Genomic DNA, 17,653 nt, shown 5'->3' with positions numbered 1-17,653 from the left:
AACATATTAAAAAGCACTTAAGATTTGTATACATTACATTCTTAGGTGCTTTTTTCGTTTAAATGTTAAAAGTACCATAGAAATTTTGGAAATAAATAGAAGGAAAATGATAAAAAACTTGAGCCTGAGGCAGTGGAGGATAACTATGGCTTTGAAAGATAGTACTACTTGGATGTGTGCCATGATGCCAAAATGAGGGAGTAACTTGACCTGGAATTTGATATTGTTGCCAAGTTGCAGGAAGTTCAATTCCTACATCAGAACTAGCTGTATGAATGGCTGGAACGTGTATCCCAGGAGTCGAAGGAACGACGGCTGTTACTCTTGAAGAGATCCACATAACATAATCACTCCTAAGTTGTGATAATAAAGTAGTATATTCTTTTCACGCGTATAAAGGTACATATAGATGGGACTTTAGGCTAATGTATACATATAAAGTTGTAAGACTAATTTAAATTGATGGTGGACCATTTATTATAAAAAGATACGTCTATTTACGGAGGGAAAAGGAACTAAGAAAATGTAAAATGGAGGTGTTAATTGCAAGAATATACGTGTTTATGGAGGAATTTTAATGGAACGATTATGGACGAAATCATTTATTCAAATGACTTTCGCAATGTTATTTTTATTTACAGGATTTTATTTACTTGTTCCAACGCTCCCTCTCTTTATTAAAGAGATTGGTGGTGATGAATCACAAGTTGGACTTATGATGGGGATGTTTACAATTGCAGCAGTTGTAATACGACCAATTATTGGAGGAATGTTAGATCAATATGGTAGAAAAACTTTTATTATTTTCGGACTCATCTTTTTTGGGTTAACGATGTATTCTTATAATTTAGCGTCGACTATTGTCCTTCTAGCTACTTTACGTGTGATTCACGGTGTAACATGGGCTGTTTCTACAACAGCTGTTGGAACAGCGATAACTGATATTATTCCAGATTCACGCCGTGGTGAAGGTATGGGATGGTACGGGATGGCTATGACAATTGCAATGGCAATCGGCCCGATGATTGGATTATCGGTTGTACAACATTATTCATTTCACGGCCTATTTTTGTTAGCAACCTTTTTATCCTTTGTGGCAGTGTTATTATCGTTCATCACGAAAATACCATTCACACCACAAAAAGAAAAAGGGAAAATGCAGTTGTTTGAAAAGTCCGTTCTGTCCATTACGATTGTTGTTTTCTTTTTATCATTTGCATATGGAGGGATTACGACATTTTTACCGCTATTTGCATCGTCAATTGATGTGAATTCTGGGACATTCTTTCTTGTATATGCAGTTTCTTTAACAATTATCAGACCAGTTTCAGGAAAACTATTAGATAAGTATGGGGAAGTATTTATCATAATCCCGGCACTATGCATTACTATTATAGCAATAGTTGTATTAACGATTTCACATAGTTTAATGGGGGTAGTTATCGCCGCTGCATTATACGGTGTTGGATTCGGTTCGGCACAGCCGGCATTGCAAGCAGCGATGATTACAATTGTTCATCCGAGTAAAAGAGGAGTCGCTAACGCTTCATTCTTTACCGCATTTGATTTAGGGATTGGACTTGGTGCGATTTTACTTGGAGTTGTTTCGCAAATGTTTGGTTACCGTATTTTATTTGCAGGTAGTGCAATTTCAGGGGTAATTGCTTTCATTATTTTTGTCATTTTTGTAAAACAGCGATTTGGTAAAAAAGAATTTGCGTAAACGGGAATAACAAAGAGGGGGGATTTCAATTGAACATAACGATTTACAATGGTTTAACATGATAATAGTTCAATTCAGTCTGACTATTCTTGAGGGATAGTTTCTAAGAAATTAGATAGGAAAATCGTGTCAGTTGAGAAAGAAGACGCTCTATTTTTTATGCACCTTGATAATCTTTGTTACTTTGAAAACTATCATTTAGTTGAATGTTACCATGAGGATACGGAAGAAATTTAATTTAATCATGTAAAATAATAACTTTTTTAAAAGTAAATAAGTTTTATATAAGAATTATATTGATGGGATAGTGAAATAAATTTCATGTAGAAACGAGTTGTATATGTATACAACTCGTTTTTTTTATTTTCTTAAAAAAATTGGGTGAATGATATATTCTACGGGATTTTCTCGCTCATTCTTATATTTTGTTTTAATAAAACACGCAAAGAAGTCTGTCCTTTCCTTATAAAATATGAAAATTATTTTCGGAAAATTGTATTGTTACATCGGTAAAAGTATAGGAAACTTATCATTATAAAATAAATTGAAATCTTCTAAAAACTCTGATACATTGAAATAGAAATGTAGTTTCACAGTATTGTAAAGGCTTACAGTTATGTGCACGAAGATCTATTAGGATTGGAGGAAATAATGATGAAAGCTAAAGAAAAATTTTCCCCGGGATTAGATGGTATAGTGGCAGCGGAGACGAAAATCTCGTTTCTTGACACAGTGAAAGGTGAAATTGTAATTCAAGGGTATGATTTAATCGAACTCTCAAAAACAAAAGAGTATTTAGACATTGTGCACCTTTTATTAGAAGAACATCTACCGAATGAGGATGAAAAAGCAACACTTGAAAAGAAATTAAAAGAAGAATATGCAGTACCAGAAGGTGTATTCAACGTGCTGAAGGCATTACCGAAAGAAACGCATCCTATGGATGGATTGCGTACAGGTGTATCCGCATTAGCTGGTTACGATAATGATATTGAAAACCGCTCACTAGAAGTAAATAAAAGCCGCGGGTACAAATTATTGAGTAAAGTACCTAACATTGTAGCGAATAGCTATCACATTTTAAATAATGAAGAGCCAATTCAACCTCTTCAAGAATTATCATATAGCGCAAATTTCTTCTATATGTTAACAGGTAAAAAGCCAACTGAACTTGAGGAAAAGATCTTTGATCGTTCCCTTGTTTTATATAGTGAACATGAAATGCCAAACTCTACATTTACAGCGCGCGTTATTGCCTCTACGCAATCCGATTTATATGGTGCTTTAACAGGTGCGGTTGCATCTTTAAAAGGTAGCTTACATGGCGGTGCGAACGAAGCAGTTATGTACATGCTTTTAGAAGCTGGTAATGTTGAGAAGTTCGAAGAGTTGTTACAGAAGAAACTATACAACAAAGAGAAGATTATGGGCTTTGGACATCGTGTATATATGAAGAAGATGGATCCAAGAGCACTCATGATGAAGGAAGCTTTAAAGCAGTTATGTGATGTAAAAGGTGATTATACACTATATGAAATGTGTGAAGCTGGAGAAAAAATTATGGAGAAGGAAAAAGGAATTTATCCGAACCTTGATTATTACGCTGCTCCAGTATATTGGATGCTCGGTATCCCAATTCAACTTTATACACCAATCTTCTTTAGCTCTAGAACAGTGGGACTATGTGCGCACGTAATTGAACAACATATGAACAATCGATTGTTCCGTCCACGTGTAAATTATATTGGCGAGCGACATGTACTTAGTAAATAAGAACAACTGGGGAGTTGTTAGCGCCGCCCGCCAGATGGGTGTTTGACAGACACCCATCATTAATAATAACGAATTTTCGACAGAAAGGGAAGGATAGCATGATTAAAACAAATGAAATTAAACAAAAAGATGCATTATTAGAAGAGATTACGGATTATGTATTAAATAAAGAGGTAACAAGTGCAGAAGCATTCAGTACTGCTCGTTACGTATTACTTGATACACTTGGATGCGGAATTTTAGCATTGCAATATCCAGAGTGTACGAAATTACTAGGACCAGTTGTACCAGGAACAATCGTGCCAAATGGTACACGTGTACCAGGTACGTCATATGTACTTGATCCAGTGAAAGGTGCATTTAATATCGGCTGTATGATCCGTTGGTTAGACTATAACGATACTTGGCTTGCAGCAGAGTGGGGACATCCATCTGATAACCTAGGCGGAATTTTAGCTGTGGCAGATTATATTAGCCGTGTTCGTATTTCAGAAGGAAAAGAACCGTTAAAAGTACGTGAAGTATTAGAAATGATGATTAAAGCACATGAAATTCAAGGTGTACTTGCTTTAGAAAACAGCTTAAACCGCGTCGGTCTTGACCACGTATTATACGTAAAAGTGGCAACAACTGCTGTAGTTGCTAAAATGCTTGGCGGAACACGTGAAGAAATCTTTAATGCGTTATCACATGCGTGGATTGATAATTCTAGTCTTCGTACATATCGTCATGCTCCAAATACAGGATCACGTAAATCATGGGCAGCAGGTGATGCAACAAGCCGCGGTGTTCATCTTGCGATGACTGCTCTAAAAGGTGAAATGGGTTATCCAACAGCTTTATCTGCACCAGGTTGGGGATTCCAAGATGTATTATTCAATAAACAAGAATTAAAATTAGCTAGACCACTAGAGTCTTATGTAATGGAAAATGTATTATTTAAAGTTTCATATCCAGCAGAATTCCACGCACAAACAGCTGCAGAATGTGCTGTGAAATTGCATCCAGAAATTAAAGAAAGATTAGATGAAATTGACCGTATTACAATTACAACGCATGAATCAGCAATTCGTATTATTGATAAAGAAGGTCCATTAAATAACCCAGCTGATCGTGATCATTGCTTACAATACATTACGGCAATTGGTTTATTAAAAGGCGATATCGTTGCGGACGATTATGAGGATGCAGTAGCAAATGATCCACGTGTAGATGAATTACGTAATAAGATGGTTGTTGTTGAAAATAAACAGTACAGTTTAGATTATCTTGACCCGAACAAGCGCTCAATCGCCAACGCTGTTCAAGTTCATTTTAAAGATGGCACTGTAACAGAAAACGTGGAATGTGAATATCCACTTGGTCACCGTTTCCGTAGAGACGAAGCAATTCCAAAAGTTGTTCAAAAATTCACTGCAAATATGGCAGGTCATTATTCTAGTAAGCAACAAGAGCAAATTCATGAAGCTTGTTTAAATGAAGAAAAACTAGAAAATATGAATGTAAATGAATTTGTAGATCTATTCTTAATTTAATAATAGGGGGAATTTAGAATGGCTTGGGTTGTGAATAAACAGTCAACACAAGAGGAGCTTGCGAATCGCTTCCGAGCTTTAGTAGAAGCAAATGAAATTTTACAAATTCCAGGTGCTCATGACGCAATGGCAGCTTTAGTTGCGAGAAATACAGGTTTTTCAGCTCTTTATTTATCAGGAGCTGCTTATACTGCAAGTAAAGGGCTACCTGATTTAGGAATCGTGACTTCTACTGAAGTAGCAGAGAGAGCAAGAGATCTAGTAAGAGCTACAGACTTACCAGTTCTTGTTGATATTGATACAGGATTTGGCGGTGTCCTAAACGTAGCGAGAACAGCGGTAGAAATGCTAGAAGCGAAAGTTGCGGCTGTTCAAATTGAAGATCAACAATTACCAAAGAAATGTGGACATTTAAATGGTAAAAAACTCGTTACGACAGAAGAATTAGTTCAAAAGATTAAAGCGATTAAAGAAGTTGCACCAAGCTTATATATTGTGGCACGCACAGATGCTCGCGGTGTAGAAGGCCTAGATGAAGCGATCGAAAGAGCGAACGCTTATGTAAAAGCAGGTGCAGATGCAATATTCCCCGAAGCGCTTCAATCAGAAGAGGAGTTCCGTTTATTTAATAGTAAAGTAAATGCACCTTTACTTGCGAATATGACTGAGTTCGGGAAAACGCCGTATTATAGTGCAGAGGAATTTGCGAATATGGGCTTCCAAATGGTTATTTATCCTGTAACTTCACTTCGTGTTGCAGCGAAAGCGTATGAGAATGTGTTTACTTTAATTAAAGAAACAGGTTCTCAAAAAGATGCACTTTCAAATATGCAAACGAGAAGTGAGTTATATGAAACAATCTCATACCATGATTTTGAAGAATTAGATACTGGAATTGCAAAGACAGTATTATCAGAGGATCAATAGATAAAGTGAAACTTTAATCAGTGAGGGTTTTCTTCATCCCCCACTGATTATTAGTTGAACCAATCGGACTTTTATGGACAGTTGATCCCCCGCCTAACTTCTTTGCTTTTGCTGAATTTTAAGGCGGGGGTCTTACTGCCCATTAAAGCGAGATAAAACAACTAAGGCGATGAGAGTACATCTTTGGCAAAATAAACTGCTTGATGTGAAAATTCATCGCCTTCTGTTTTCAAAAACAAGATATTCCACTCATCGTAGACGTGCATAAGCAGTAGCAAATAAGGCCGAAATGATAGGGGGATTCAGATGGAGAAAACGAAGTTACCGTGGGATGAATTTTTTTCACTTGATAAAGATGTGAATCATAATTTCTTTACGCCAGAAGACTTTTCAGGAGATGAAGATTTAATCGCAAAAACGACAGAACAATTCGTTAAACAAGAAATTGTTCCACAAATGGAGAATATTGAACAACATAACTATAAAGTATCTCGTCAACTATTTGAGAAAGCTGGAGAACTTGGATTATTAAGTATAGAAGTCCCAGAAGAGTATGGCGGATTTGAGTTAGGGAAGGCAGTTTCAGGGCTTGTAGCAGAAAAAATGGGATACGCTGGTGCATTTAGCGTTTCATTTAATATACACGCAGGTGTAGGTACATTGCCTTACATATATTACGGAACGAAAGAACAAAAAGAAAAATATTTGCCAAAAATTGCGTCTGGAGAATGGATTGGGGCTTATGCTTTAACTGAGCCAAATGCCGGTTCTGATGCTTTAAGTGCAAAAACGAGTGCAGTATTAAATGAAGATGGTACTGTTTGGAAGCTAAATGGTGAGAAGCAATGGATTACAAATGCTCATATGGCAGATGTATACGTTGTTTTTGCGAAAACAAATAAAGGAATGACAGCGTTTATTGTCGAAAGAACATGTGAAGGTGTATCTATTGGTCTAGAAGAAAAGAAAATGGGGATTAAAGGTTCTTCAACGGCTACCCTTATTTTAGAAGATGTTGTTATCCCTGCTGAAAATGTTTTAGGGGAAGTTGGGAAAGGGCACCACGTAGCTCTTAATATTCTTAACTTCGCTAGATTAAAGCTTGCTTTTGGAAATATTGGAACAGCAAAACAAGCAATTGGTTTGTCGGTTCAATATGGAAAAGAGAGAAAACAGTTCCAAACGGAATTAGTAGACTTTACGATAATTCAAGAGAAAATTGCAAATATGATCATTGCTACATATGGAGCAGAAAGTGCAGCCTATCGTACTGCAGGTGTAATTGATGAAGCAATTCATGAGAGTGATGAAGATCTTATGAAGAAAATGTCTCAATTTGCAATTGAATGTGCACTTAATAAAGTAAATGCTTCTGAAACACTTGGTCATATCGTAGATGAAGCTGTACAAATTCATGGTGGTTACGGTTATATGCAAGAGTACGAGGTAGAACGATTATATCGTGATGCTAGAATTAGTCGTATTTTTGAAGGAACGAACGAAATTAATAGATTAACAGTTGCTAAAATGTTAATGAAGCAAGTGGAACAAATTGAAGATACTAAAGTAGAGATTGATGTAGAAAATGTCGAAAGAAACCATCGTTACATTTTATTAGCGAAAAAATTGTTGAAACAATCTTTGAAAACGCTCTCTAAAACTCCAGGGTTAAAAATTGATCAAGAGCAAGAATACTCACGTGTATTATCAAATATGTTAACGGACGTGTACGTCATGGAATCAGCATTTTTACGTACGAGTAAAGCAATTAGTAAAAATGGTGAAGAGAAAGAGCGTACGAAACAAATGATAACTGACGTTATTTGTGAAGAAGGCTATCGCAAAGTAGAAGAAGCAGCAATTTCTATCCTTTCAGCGGCTGTTACAGAAGAACAAGAGAGACACGTGATTTTAACTGAAATTCGTCAATTATTAGTACCTTTATACACGAACGTATTTACAAAAAAGAGAGAAATTGCGAAAGCTATTATAAATCGCGGAAAGTATATTGTGTAAATAGGAGGAAAGCGATATGAAAAAGATTGGTTTTATCGGTTTAGGTAACATGGGTCTTCCGATGTCTAAAAATTTAGTTAAATCAAGTTACACAGTATATGGTGTGGATTTAAATAAAGATGCTGAAGCTTCTTTTGAAAAAGAAGGTGGAATTATCGGCTTACCAATTTCAAAACTAGCAGAAACATGTGATGTGATTTTTACAAGTTTACCTTCACCTCGCGCTGTTGAGGCGGTATATTTTGGGGAAGAAGGATTATTTGAAAATAGTCACTCGAATGTAGTATTAATTGATACAAGTACTGTATCTCCACAATTAAACAAACAGTTAGAGGAAGCTGCAAAGGAAAAGAAAGTAGACTTTTTAGCAGCACCTGTTAGTGGTGGGGTAATTGGAGCTGAAAACCGTACATTAACGTTTATGGTTGGTGGATCAAAAGAGGTATATGAGAAAACGGAATCTATTATGGCTGTACTAGGTGCGAACATTTTTCATGTTAGTGAGCAAATTGATAGTGGTACAACAGTTAAATTAATTAATAACCTATTAATTGGTTTTTATACAGCTGGTGTGAGTGAAGCTTTAACGTTAGCGAAAAAGAACAATATGGATTTAGATAAAATGTTTGATATTTTAAATGTAAGTTACGGTCAAAGTAGAATTTATGAGCGCAATTATAAAAGTTTTATTGCATCAGAAAACTATGAGCCAGGCTTTACTGTGAATTTATTAAAGAAAGACTTGGGGTTTGCAGTAGATTTAGCGAAAGAAAGCGAACTTCACTTACCAGTAAGCGAAATGCTATTAAACGTATATGAAGAAGCAAGTGAAGCAGGGTATGGTGAAAACGATATGGCTGCTTTATATAAGAAAGTTAGTGAGCAACTAATTTCTAATCAAAAATAATAGACTTATAAACATCATAAAAAAGGAGAGAATATAATGATTACAACTGAAATTAAACGAGTAAAAAATCATATTAATGGTGAGTGGGTAGAATCTACTGGTACAGAAATAGAAGCAGTTCCAAATCCAGCGACTGGAAAAATTATTGCTTACGTTCCGCTATCTCCGAAAGAAGATGTTGAAAAAGCTGTTGAAGCTGCAAAAGCAGCATACGAAACATGGTCTAAAGTACCAGTTCCGAATCGTTCAAGACAATTGTATAAATATTTACAGCTTTTACAAGAAAACAAAGAAGAGCTTGCAAAAATCATTACGCTTGAAAATGGTAAAACATTAACGGATGCAACTGGAGAAGTACAACGTGGTATTGAAGCAGTAGAACTTGCAACATCTACGCCAAATTTAATGATGGGACAAGCTCTACCGAATATTGCTAGCGGCATTGATGGATCGATTTGGCGCTATCCAATTGGAGTTGTTGCTGGTATCACGCCATTTAACTTCCCAATGATGATTCCATTATGGATGTTCCCACTTGCAATTGCTTGCGGTAATACATTCGTATTAAAAACATCTGAAAGAACGCCACTTTTAGCAGAACGACTTGTAGAGTTATTCTATGAAGCTGGTTTTCCAAAAGGAGTATTAAATTTAGTACAAGGCGGAAAAGATGTTGTAAATAGCATTTTAGAAAATAAAGATATTCAAGCTGTTTCGTTCGTTGGATCTGAGCCGGTAGCTCGTTACGTTTATGAAACAGGTACGAAACACGGGAAACGTGTACAAGCGTTAGCTGGTGCGAAAAACCATGCGATTGTAATGCCAGATTGCAATCTTGAGAAAACAGTACAAGGTGTAATCGGCTCTGCATTTGCAAGTAGTGGAGAGCGCTGCATGGCTTGTTCAGTAGTAGCAGTAGTAGATGAAATTGCTGATGAATTCATCGACGTATTAGTAGCAGAGACGAAGAAGTTAAAAGTAGGAGACGGTTTCCACGAAGAAAATTATGTTGGACCATTAATTCGTGAATCTCATAAAGAACGCGTATTAGGCTATATTAATAGCGGTGTAGCAGATGGAGCTACTTTATTAGTAGATGGCCGTAAAATTAAGGAAGAAGTTGGAGAAGGTTACTTTGTAGGTGCGACAATCTTTGACGGTGTAAATCAAGAAATGAAAATTTGGCAAGATGAGATTTTTGCTCCAGTATTAAGTATTGTACGAGTTAAAGATTTAGAAGAAGGTATTAAATTAACAAATCAATCTAAATTTGCAAATGGTGCGGTAATTTATACGTCAAACGGTAAACATGCACAAACGTTCCGTGATAATATCGATGCTGGTATGATCGGTGTAAACGTAAACGTTCCAGCACCAATGGCATTCTTCGCATTTGCAGGAAATAAAGCTTCATTCTTTGGTGATTTAGGTACAAATGGTACAGATGGCGTTCAATTCTATACACGTAAAAAAGTTGTAACTGAGCGCTGGTTTTAATATAAAATAAACAGCCAAATGAGTTATTAGATGAAAACCACCACTATTAATAGTGGTGGTTTTCATCTTGTTAATTACTTTTTTCAAAAGCAAGTTTAATACCAAAACCAATTAAGACGAGTCCCGTTAATCCTTGAATATAACGTTGCGTCTTCGGTTTTTTCATAAAAGTACTAATTTTATCAATTAAAAATATATAAAAAGCGAACCAAATGACTGTTAAAACGAGGTAAGTAAGGCCCATTACGAGAAGTTGGATAAACGTATTATGATTTGGATTTAAAAACTGCGGTAAAAACGTTAAAAAGAAGACTGCAACTTTAGGGTTTAATAAATTCGTAAGAAACCCTTGACGAAAACAAGAAGTTTGTTCGTCTTCATTATTCAAAGATATATCGTTCGTATCAACGCCTTCTTTATTTCTTACTGCTAAAAGGGCTTTAATACCAATATAAATTAAATATAGAGCTCCAACGTACTTGAAAATAGAAAATAAAAGAGCTGACTTTACAATAAGTGCAGAAAGTCCGATAACTGCCGCTAAAGTATGAATTAATAGTGCAACACATGTACCAAACACTGTTTTTACTCCGCCCACTTTACCGGCAACTAATGTATTTTTTGTAGCCATTGCAGTATCAGGACCGGGTAAAATAATAAGACAAATAGACATAATGATGAAAAGAAAATAATTTTCAATCATAGTCGCTCCTCCTTTTTTATTTTTAGAATATTTGATTAAAAATAGTGTAGCACATAATTCGATTTAATAAAATTAAATTTTATTAAAATTTATTAAATAGGAAAAAGGCTATATAGGCGTGTAGTTACACTGCTATATAGCCTCAGGTCTATCCTGAATGAGCTGGTGATTGGTGAGGGGTAACCCACCACTTATGCGTTAAGTAGGTTAAAAAATCGATTTACATCCTCTTCTGAAACATCACTTAATTGCTTATATTTATAATTCGGGTTTTGATCTTTATCAACGACAACAGAGCGGACTCCTTCGAAGAAATCTGTATGTCTCATGAAGTTTTTAGCAAGTACAAGGTCGGTAGCGAAACATTCTTCAACGGATTTATCTTGTCCATCAATAAACTGCTTTAATGTTACTTTTAATGAAACAGGCGATTTTGATAATAACGTTTCTTTCGTTTTTAAAGCAAAGGAACTTTGATCTTTTTCTAATGAATGGATAATTTCTTCAATTGTATCGAATGCAAAATGGGAATTAATTTCTTCTAATGAAGGAGCAAGCTCGCTTTCTAATTTTGGAGCAGTTGCAAATGTACGAATAACTTCTTTTAAATTAGTATGTACATCATCTTCTTTATGCCAATTTACACTTTCAAGTTCAGTAAGGAAATTTGGTAATGAATCAGATGTCATAAAGTAATCAGCAGCGTTTATAAATAATACGTCAGAAGCTTTTAAAATAGATGCTGTTAAAGCAACATATCGGCCAGCGAACCCTGGAGCTTTATTTAAGAAATAAGCAGCACCGACGTCTGGGAAGAATCCGATGTTCATTTCTGGCATTGCCCATTTCGTACGCTCCGTTACAATTCGATATTTCGCACCATTTGTCAGACCGACACCACCACCCATTACAATTCCATCTAAACAAGCGATGATCGGTTTTTTATATTGATAAATATATGTATCAATTTCATACTCTTCTTCAAAGAAACGTTCCGCATGCTGTAATGCAGCTTCATTTGAACGTGCTTCATAAAGGGTTTTAATGTCGCCGCCTGCACAAAAACCTTTTGTGCCAGCTCCCTTTAATACAATAAGCGCAATTCGCTCATCATGTTCCCATTCTTTCAGTTTTTGCCCAATTGGTTGCAACATGTCATAAGATAAAGAATTAAGTGCTTTTGGGCGGTTTAAAGTAATTGATGCAACGCCGTTTTCGCTAACAGAAAATAAAACGTGTTCAGTCATAATTCATCCTCCCTTACATATCTTCTTATTCTTAATTCTTTATATGTACTGAAATGTCCTTTATAAATTTTGTCTAAAGTTGGCGGTACATGTTAATTTCGACAATGCATATTTTGACGAGTTATATTTGCAGGATTTTGGAGGTTGAAAATGAATATTACAACATTACTGTAATTGTAATTATTTGAATTTATCATGATAAACACGCTATTATATATGTGTAAATTGTACGTAATTACTTTAAAAAGAGTATTTGAAGTAATTATAATGAAAGAAAAGTTGCTTTTCATTAGAAATAGAGAAAGGAGAAATCGGAATGCCAGTACCTTTACTATTGTCGGTGATAATTTTGTCTTCTTTAATGATAGGAATAACTCAGTATTTTCATCATACAGATACGACAGAGGAAGTGAAGGATAAAGTACGACTTGTATTTCCGATTTTTATCATATCTATTTCTTTTTGTATTCTATTAAATAAAGATGGGTACATAGTCGCAGTATTTTCATTTTTTGTAGCGATTGTTTTCATTACAGTTTTATATTATGTAATGAAAGACTTTATACAAAAATAAAGATGTCACATGAGACATCTTTATTTTGGGAAATGATAAAATTTCACATACCGTAATATATGTAAAAATAGAAAACATATAGCGATAGAAAAGTATGTACTTTACGGTGTATTTACTTGTCAATCTGGCATAGCCAATATACTATTAATAATGTAGAGATTAGAAAAAGGGGTTGTATCTATCATGAAATTTGAGATGCACACAAAAATTATTTCAAATGAAAAAGAAGTAAGATTACATATAGAAGAAAACATATTTCAATTAAAATTGGATGGTTATCACTTATTTACAGTTCAAGAAATATTACCTTTATATAAATCAAATGAAGAAAGAATTGGTAGTGCAATGATACAAAAGTTAGAGTGGGAGAACGGAAAAACTACACTAAACTATCAACTCGTATCACTAAATTCAGTAAATTAAAAGGAGCAGGAAAATATGAAGTTATTTCATACAGCGGATTGGCATTTAGGAAAGCTTGTTCATGGCGTGTATATGACTGAAGATCAAAAGATTGTTTTAGATCAGTTTGTGCAAGCTGTTGAGGAAGAAAAACCAGATGCTGTAATTATTGCAGGTGATTTATACGACCGAGCAATTCCACCTACAGAAGCAGTAGACTTATTAAATGATGTTTTACAAAAAATAGTGATTGATTTACAAACGCCAGTTATTGCAGTTGCAGGAAATCATGATAGTCCAGATCGTATTCATTTTGGTAGTAGTTTAATGAAGAAACAAGGATTATTTATTGTGGGACAATTTCAATTCCCATATGAGCCAATTATATTAAATGATGAATATGGCGAGGTTCACTTCCATCTCATTCCATATGCGGATCCAAGTATAGTGAGACATGTATTGAAAAATGAAGACGTACGTTATCATGATGATGCGATGCGTATTTTTATGAATGAGCTTTCTGAAACGATGGATAAAGAAGCTAGACATGTCTTTGTTGGTCATGCATTTGTAACTTCTGCGGGCGAAGCGGAGGAGAATACAAGTGATGCAGAACGACCACTTTCAATTGGTGGTGCTGAATACGTAAATAGTCATTATTTTGATAAGTTTCATTACACAGCGCTTGGACATTTACATCAAGCGCATTTCGTACGTAATGAGACAATTCGATATTCAGGTTCTCCACTTGCATATTCTATTTCTGAAGAAAAACATAAAAAAGGATATTATATTGTGGAATTGGACGAGCAAGGTGAAGTAACAATTGAAAAAAGGTTACTTACACCACGCCGTAAAATGCGAACAGTAGAAGCGAAAATAGATGAATTATTACAACATCCAGTAAGTGAAGATTACGTGTTTGTAAAATTATTAGATGAAAATCCTGTCTTGCAGCCAATGGAAAAAATACGCTCTGTATATCCAAATGCAATGCATGTTGAAAGATTTATTCAAAGACAAGAATTCACAGAGTCAAATGAAGTAACTGTTTCAAGACATAAAATGGATGATTTATCACTATTAAAGGCTTTTTATAAAGAAATGAAAGGCTTAGATTTATCAGAAGAGAAAGAACGTCTATTTGTAGAAGTATTACAAACAGTGCAAGAACGGGAAGGTGAACGAGGATGAGACCGATTCAGCTTATTATGACGGCATTTGGCCCATATAAACAGAAAGAAGTAATCGATTTTAACGATCTTGGAGATCATCGTATTTTCGCCATTTCTGGGAATACAGGAGCTGGAAAGACAACGATTTTTGATGCGATTTGTTATGTGTTATATGGTGAGGCAAGCGGAGAAGAACGTAGTGATACGAGCATGCTTCGTAGTCAATTTGCTGATGATAACGTGTATACAAGTGTAGAACTAACCTTTCAGCTAAAAGGGAAGCGTTATGAAATAAAACGCCAACTTGGACATAAAAAACAAGGGAACAAGACGATTACGGGACATGCAGTAGAATTATATGAAGTGATTGATGATGAGCAGGTTCCAGCTGTTGATCGTTTCCATGTAACGGATGTAAATAAAAAAGTGGAAGATTTAATTGGTTTAAGTAAACATCAGTTTAGCCAAATTGTAATGTTACCACAAGGGGAATTCCGAAAATTATTAACATCTGAAACAGAAAACAAAGAAGAAATTTTGCGTCGTATTTTTAAAACAGATCGTTATAAGTTAATGCGTGAGTTACTTGATCAAAAACGAAAACAATGGAAAGATGTCTTACAAGAAAAACAGAAAGAGAGAGAGTTATATTTCCGTAATGTTTTTAAATTACCAATTCGTGATGGATTTTTATTAGAGACATTAGTGGAACAAGACCATGTAAATACGCATCAAGTAGTAGAGGCATTAGAACAAGAGACAGCTGCGTACAAGGCAGAGGTGGATCAATTACAAGTAGAACAAGATGTTCAAACGAAGCAATTAAAGGATGCTGAAATACGTTTTCATGCAGCGAAATCTGTAAATGAGAAATTTATAGATTTACAACAAAAGAATGAGAAATATAATACTTTACAAGAAAACCGTACAGTGATTGAAATGAAAGAAACATCTTTTAAACGTGCGGAACAAGCGAAGCGCTTATTACCATTTGAACAGTGGTACGAAGAAGCAATGCAAAATGAGCAGAAGGCTGAAAGTTTGTTAAAACAAATAATCGCTAAAAAAGAAAATATAACGAATAACTTTGAACTTGCTCAGGAGAAATATGAAGAGGTAAAGAATAAAGAGCCTGAGAGAGAAAATGCAAAAAAACTCGTTCAAAGATTAGAAGAGTTACAACCGATTATTGCATCATTAGCTGAGAAACAATTGAATTTACAAAATGCAGAAGTTCAAGTAGGTAAATTAAAAGCAAGTATGCAAAATTTAGAGCAACAATTAGAAGTGCATACAAATCATAAACAGCTAATGTCTGATGAATTACAGCAATTAGAACGAGCACTTGAACAATACGTAGCTAAAGTAGAAGAACTAACGAATATGCGAGAAGATGCAAAAGTTTTAAAGCAAGCATATGATGTTTGGCAAGAAAAACAAAAATTCGAGAAAGAAAAAGAAGCAGCATATAATAACATGCAATCGGCAGTGAACGCATATGAAAATATGGAACGTCGCTGGTTAAGTGAACAAGCTGGTATATTAGCTCTTCATTTACATGATGGTGAATCTTGTCCAGTATGTGGCAGCACGAACCATCCGAAAAAAGCTACAGAGCAAAGCGATGCGATTGACGAAAAAGAGTTAAATGATTTAAGAGACAAGAAGAATACCGCTGAAAAATTACATGTGCAAGTAGAGGAGAAATGGAATTTCTATCATCTTCAATATGAGCAAGTAATTGAAGAGGTTAAGAAGCGAGGCTATCGCTCAGAAGAATTAGCTGAAACATATAGTGCGCTTGTTCAAAAAGGAAAACAATTAGCAACTGAAGTGAATACGTTAAAAGCAAGCGAAGAAACGCGTAAGCAAACAGCTATGAATTTAAAAAGTGTAGAGGAAAAAGTAGATGCAGTTCAGAAGCAAAAGCGTGAGATAGAAATAGAGCAGCACCGTACAGAAATGGAATGTATGCAGCTTCGTACGTCATATGAACATGATAAGAAAAATATTCCTGAAAGCTTACAAACAGTACAAGCCTGGAAAATCCAGTTTGACCAAGCTGTGCATGAACTCAAATTAATGGAGGACGAATGGAAGAAAGTGCAGGAAGCGTATCAACATTGGCAAAATGAAAATATACGTATTCAAGCAGAACAAGAAGGTGCTTCAAATCAATTTGAAAGTGCAAAATTGAAGAAAGAAGAGACCTTCGCGCGCTTTATGAAAGAGCTTGAGCAGAGCGGATTTACAGATCAATCCACGTATAAAGAGGCCAAATTAAGTGATGCCGAGTTGGATATGTTACAAAAAGAAATTCAAAGCTATTATTCATCTCTTGAAGTACTTGCAAAACAAATTGAAGAGTTACGTGCTGAATTAAAAGATAAAGAGTATATGGATATTACAGCGTTAGGTGAACACATACAAGAACTAGAAATTAATCTTGATATCATTAAAGAAAAACGTCAACGTGCACAAAATGCGGTAACATATATTTCTGATTTACATGAAAATATTAAACGTATTGATGAGCAAATTCATGAGGAAGAAAAAGCTTTCCAAGAACTTGTTGATTTATATGAAGTAATGAAAGGTGACAACGAAAGCCGTATATCATTTGAACGTTACATCTTAATAGAGTATTTAGAACAAATTGTTCAAATTGCAAACGAACGATTACGTAAATTATCAAACGGACAATTTTATTTAAAACGAAGTGAACGAGTTGAAAAGAGAAATCGCCAAAGTGGATTAGGCTTAGATGTATACGACGCATATACCGGCCAAACACGTGATGTAAAAACATTATCTGGCGGTGAGAAATTTAATGCATCACTTTGTTTAGCGCTTGGAATGGCAGACGTCATTCAAGCGTATGAAGGCGGTATTTCGATCGAAACGATGTTTATCGACGAAGGGTTTGGTTCGTTAGATGAGGAGTCATTAACAAAAGCAGTGGACGCCTTAATTGACTTACAAAAATCAGGCCGATTTATCGGTGTCATTTCACACGTCCAAGAACTGAAAAACGCAATGCCAGCTGTATTAGAAGTAACGAAGCGGAAGGATGGGTGTAGTCAGACTAGGTTTGTGGTGAAGTAAGTTCAGTTGTAATTCAAAGTATTGTTTGCGATTTCATAGTAAAGAACTTATGATAAAACAAATGCCGTC

At 35.2% G+C, this 17,653-nt stretch carries 14 protein-coding genes; 11 read left to right on the top strand and 3 right to left on the bottom strand.

Going from position 1 to position 17,653, the window contains the following annotated elements; genetic code table 11:
* Positions 1-58: 58 nt before the first annotated feature.
* Complete coding sequence (locus Q9B79_RS07125; RefSeq protein ID WP_306183175.1) at positions 59-340, bottom strand: hypothetical protein; 282 nt, start codon at positions 338-340, stop codon at positions 59-61.
* A 237-nt stretch (positions 341-577) separates the two neighbouring features.
* On the opposite strand from Q9B79_RS07125, the gene Q9B79_RS07120 reads away from it, so the two are divergent.
* From Q9B79_RS07120 to Q9B79_RS07090, 7 genes are all read left to right on the top strand, one after another.
* A complete protein-coding gene (locus Q9B79_RS07120; protein ID WP_306183174.1) occupies positions 578-1,723 on the top strand; it encodes an MFS transporter in 1,146 nt (381 codons plus the stop codon).
* Between the two features lie 651 nt (positions 1,724-2,374).
* Positions 2,375-3,496 (top strand): citrate synthase, encoded by a 1,122-nt coding sequence (gene mmgD / locus Q9B79_RS07115; protein ID WP_306183173.1) that lies wholly within the window; start codon positions 2,375-2,377, stop codon positions 3,494-3,496.
* 98 nt (positions 3,497-3,594) lie between these two features.
* The gene (gene prpD, locus Q9B79_RS07110) at positions 3,595-5,031 is read left to right on the top strand and encodes a 2-methylcitrate dehydratase (protein ID WP_000598132.1); all 1,437 of its coding nucleotides are present in this window, start codon (positions 3,595-3,597) and stop codon (positions 5,029-5,031) included.
* Between the two features lie 18 nt (positions 5,032-5,049).
* The gene (gene prpB, locus Q9B79_RS07105; RefSeq protein ID WP_306183172.1) at positions 5,050-5,958 is read left to right on the top strand and encodes a methylisocitrate lyase; all 909 of its coding nucleotides are present in this window, start codon (positions 5,050-5,052) and stop codon (positions 5,956-5,958) included.
* A gap of 306 nt (positions 5,959-6,264) precedes the next feature.
* Positions 6,265-7,974: an acyl-CoA dehydrogenase family protein gene (locus Q9B79_RS07100; protein ID WP_306183171.1), complete on the top strand. Its 1,710-nt coding sequence runs from the start codon at positions 6,265-6,267 to the stop codon at positions 7,972-7,974.
* A 16-nt stretch (positions 7,975-7,990) separates the two neighbouring features.
* Complete coding sequence (locus Q9B79_RS07095) at positions 7,991-8,881, top strand: NAD(P)-dependent oxidoreductase (RefSeq protein ID WP_306183170.1); 891 nt, start codon at positions 7,991-7,993, stop codon at positions 8,879-8,881.
* 36 nt (positions 8,882-8,917) lie between these two features.
* A complete protein-coding gene (locus tag Q9B79_RS07090; protein ID WP_306183169.1) occupies positions 8,918-10,378 on the top strand; it encodes a CoA-acylating methylmalonate-semialdehyde dehydrogenase in 1,461 nt (486 codons plus the stop codon).
* 70 nt (positions 10,379-10,448) lie between these two features.
* On the opposite strand, the gene Q9B79_RS07085 is transcribed toward Q9B79_RS07090, so the two are convergent.
* Complete coding sequence (locus tag Q9B79_RS07085; RefSeq protein WP_306183168.1) at positions 10,449-11,081, bottom strand: LysE family translocator; 633 nt, start codon at positions 11,079-11,081, stop codon at positions 10,449-10,451.
* A 191-nt stretch (positions 11,082-11,272) separates the two neighbouring features.
* Complete coding sequence (locus Q9B79_RS07080) at positions 11,273-12,328, bottom strand: enoyl-CoA hydratase/isomerase family protein (RefSeq protein WP_306183167.1); 1,056 nt, start codon at positions 12,326-12,328, stop codon at positions 11,273-11,275.
* A 316-nt stretch (positions 12,329-12,644) separates the two neighbouring features.
* Between Q9B79_RS07080 and Q9B79_RS07075 the strand changes: the two genes are divergently transcribed.
* The 4 genes from Q9B79_RS07075 to Q9B79_RS07060 all read left to right on the top strand — a co-directional run bounded on the left by Q9B79_RS07075 (position 12,645) and on the right by Q9B79_RS07060 (position 17,584).
* The gene (locus tag Q9B79_RS07075) at positions 12,645-12,902 is read left to right on the top strand and encodes a hypothetical protein (RefSeq protein ID WP_001145040.1); all 258 of its coding nucleotides are present in this window, start codon (positions 12,645-12,647) and stop codon (positions 12,900-12,902) included.
* 183 nt (positions 12,903-13,085) lie between these two features.
* A complete protein-coding gene (locus Q9B79_RS07070) occupies positions 13,086-13,325 on the top strand; it encodes a DUF2584 domain-containing protein (RefSeq protein WP_212956488.1) in 240 nt (79 codons plus the stop codon).
* Positions 13,326-13,340: 15 nt separating this feature from the next.
* Positions 13,341-14,498 (top strand): exonuclease SbcCD subunit D, encoded by a 1,158-nt coding sequence (locus Q9B79_RS07065; RefSeq protein WP_306183166.1) that lies wholly within the window; start codon positions 13,341-13,343, stop codon positions 14,496-14,498.
* Complete coding sequence (locus Q9B79_RS07060) at positions 14,495-17,584, top strand: AAA family ATPase (protein WP_306183165.1); 3,090 nt, start codon at positions 14,495-14,497, stop codon at positions 17,582-17,584. The genes Q9B79_RS07065 and Q9B79_RS07060 overlap by 4 nt, the downstream gene beginning before the upstream one ends.
* Positions 17,585-17,653 lie beyond the last annotated feature (69 nt).

Origin of the sequence: Bacillus sp. MHSD_36, from assembly GCF_030757775.1 — a bacterium.
Lineage (GTDB): Bacteria > Bacillota > Bacilli > Bacillales > Bacillaceae_G > Bacillus_A.
The sequence above is the reverse complement of the archived record's forward strand: the minus strand, read 5'-3'. Positions and strand labels throughout refer to the sequence as shown.

Excerpts from the sequence above, each read along its gene's own strand:
- Q9B79_RS07090 (WP_306183169.1), top strand. The coding sequence starts at position 8,918 with ATGATTACAACTGAAATTAAACGAGTAAAAAATCATATTAATGGTGAG.
- Q9B79_RS07100 (WP_306183171.1), top strand. The coding sequence starts at position 6,265 with ATGGAGAAAACGAAGTTACCGTGGGATGAATTTTTTTCACTTGATAAA.
- Q9B79_RS07095 (WP_306183170.1), top strand. The coding sequence starts at position 7,991 with ATGAAAAAGATTGGTTTTATCGGTTTAGGTAACATGGGTCTTCCGATG.
- Q9B79_RS07070 (WP_212956488.1), top strand. The coding sequence starts at position 13,086 with ATGAAATTTGAGATGCACACAAAAATTATTTCAAATGAAAAAGAAGTA.
- Q9B79_RS07085 (WP_306183168.1), bottom strand. The coding sequence starts at position 11,081 with ATGATTGAAAATTATTTTCTTTTCATCATTATGTCTATTTGTCTTATT.
- mmgD (WP_306183173.1), top strand. The coding sequence starts at position 2,375 with ATGATGAAAGCTAAAGAAAAATTTTCCCCGGGATTAGATGGTATAGTG.
- Q9B79_RS07075 (WP_001145040.1), top strand. The coding sequence starts at position 12,645 with ATGCCAGTACCTTTACTATTGTCGGTGATAATTTTGTCTTCTTTAATG.
- Q9B79_RS07120 (WP_306183174.1), top strand. The coding sequence starts at position 578 with ATGGAACGATTATGGACGAAATCATTTATTCAAATGACTTTCGCAATG.
- Q9B79_RS07125 (WP_306183175.1), bottom strand. The coding sequence starts at position 340 with ATGTGGATCTCTTCAAGAGTAACAGCCGTCGTTCCTTCGACTCCTGGG.
- prpD (WP_000598132.1), top strand. The coding sequence starts at position 3,595 with ATGATTAAAACAAATGAAATTAAACAAAAAGATGCATTATTAGAAGAG.
- prpB (WP_306183172.1), top strand. The coding sequence starts at position 5,050 with ATGGCTTGGGTTGTGAATAAACAGTCAACACAAGAGGAGCTTGCGAAT.
- Q9B79_RS07065 (WP_306183166.1), top strand. The coding sequence starts at position 13,341 with ATGAAGTTATTTCATACAGCGGATTGGCATTTAGGAAAGCTTGTTCAT.
- Q9B79_RS07080 (WP_306183167.1), bottom strand. The coding sequence starts at position 12,328 with ATGACTGAACACGTTTTATTTTCTGTTAGCGAAAACGGCGTTGCATCA.
- Q9B79_RS07060 (WP_306183165.1), top strand. The coding sequence starts at position 14,495 with ATGAGACCGATTCAGCTTATTATGACGGCATTTGGCCCATATAAACAG.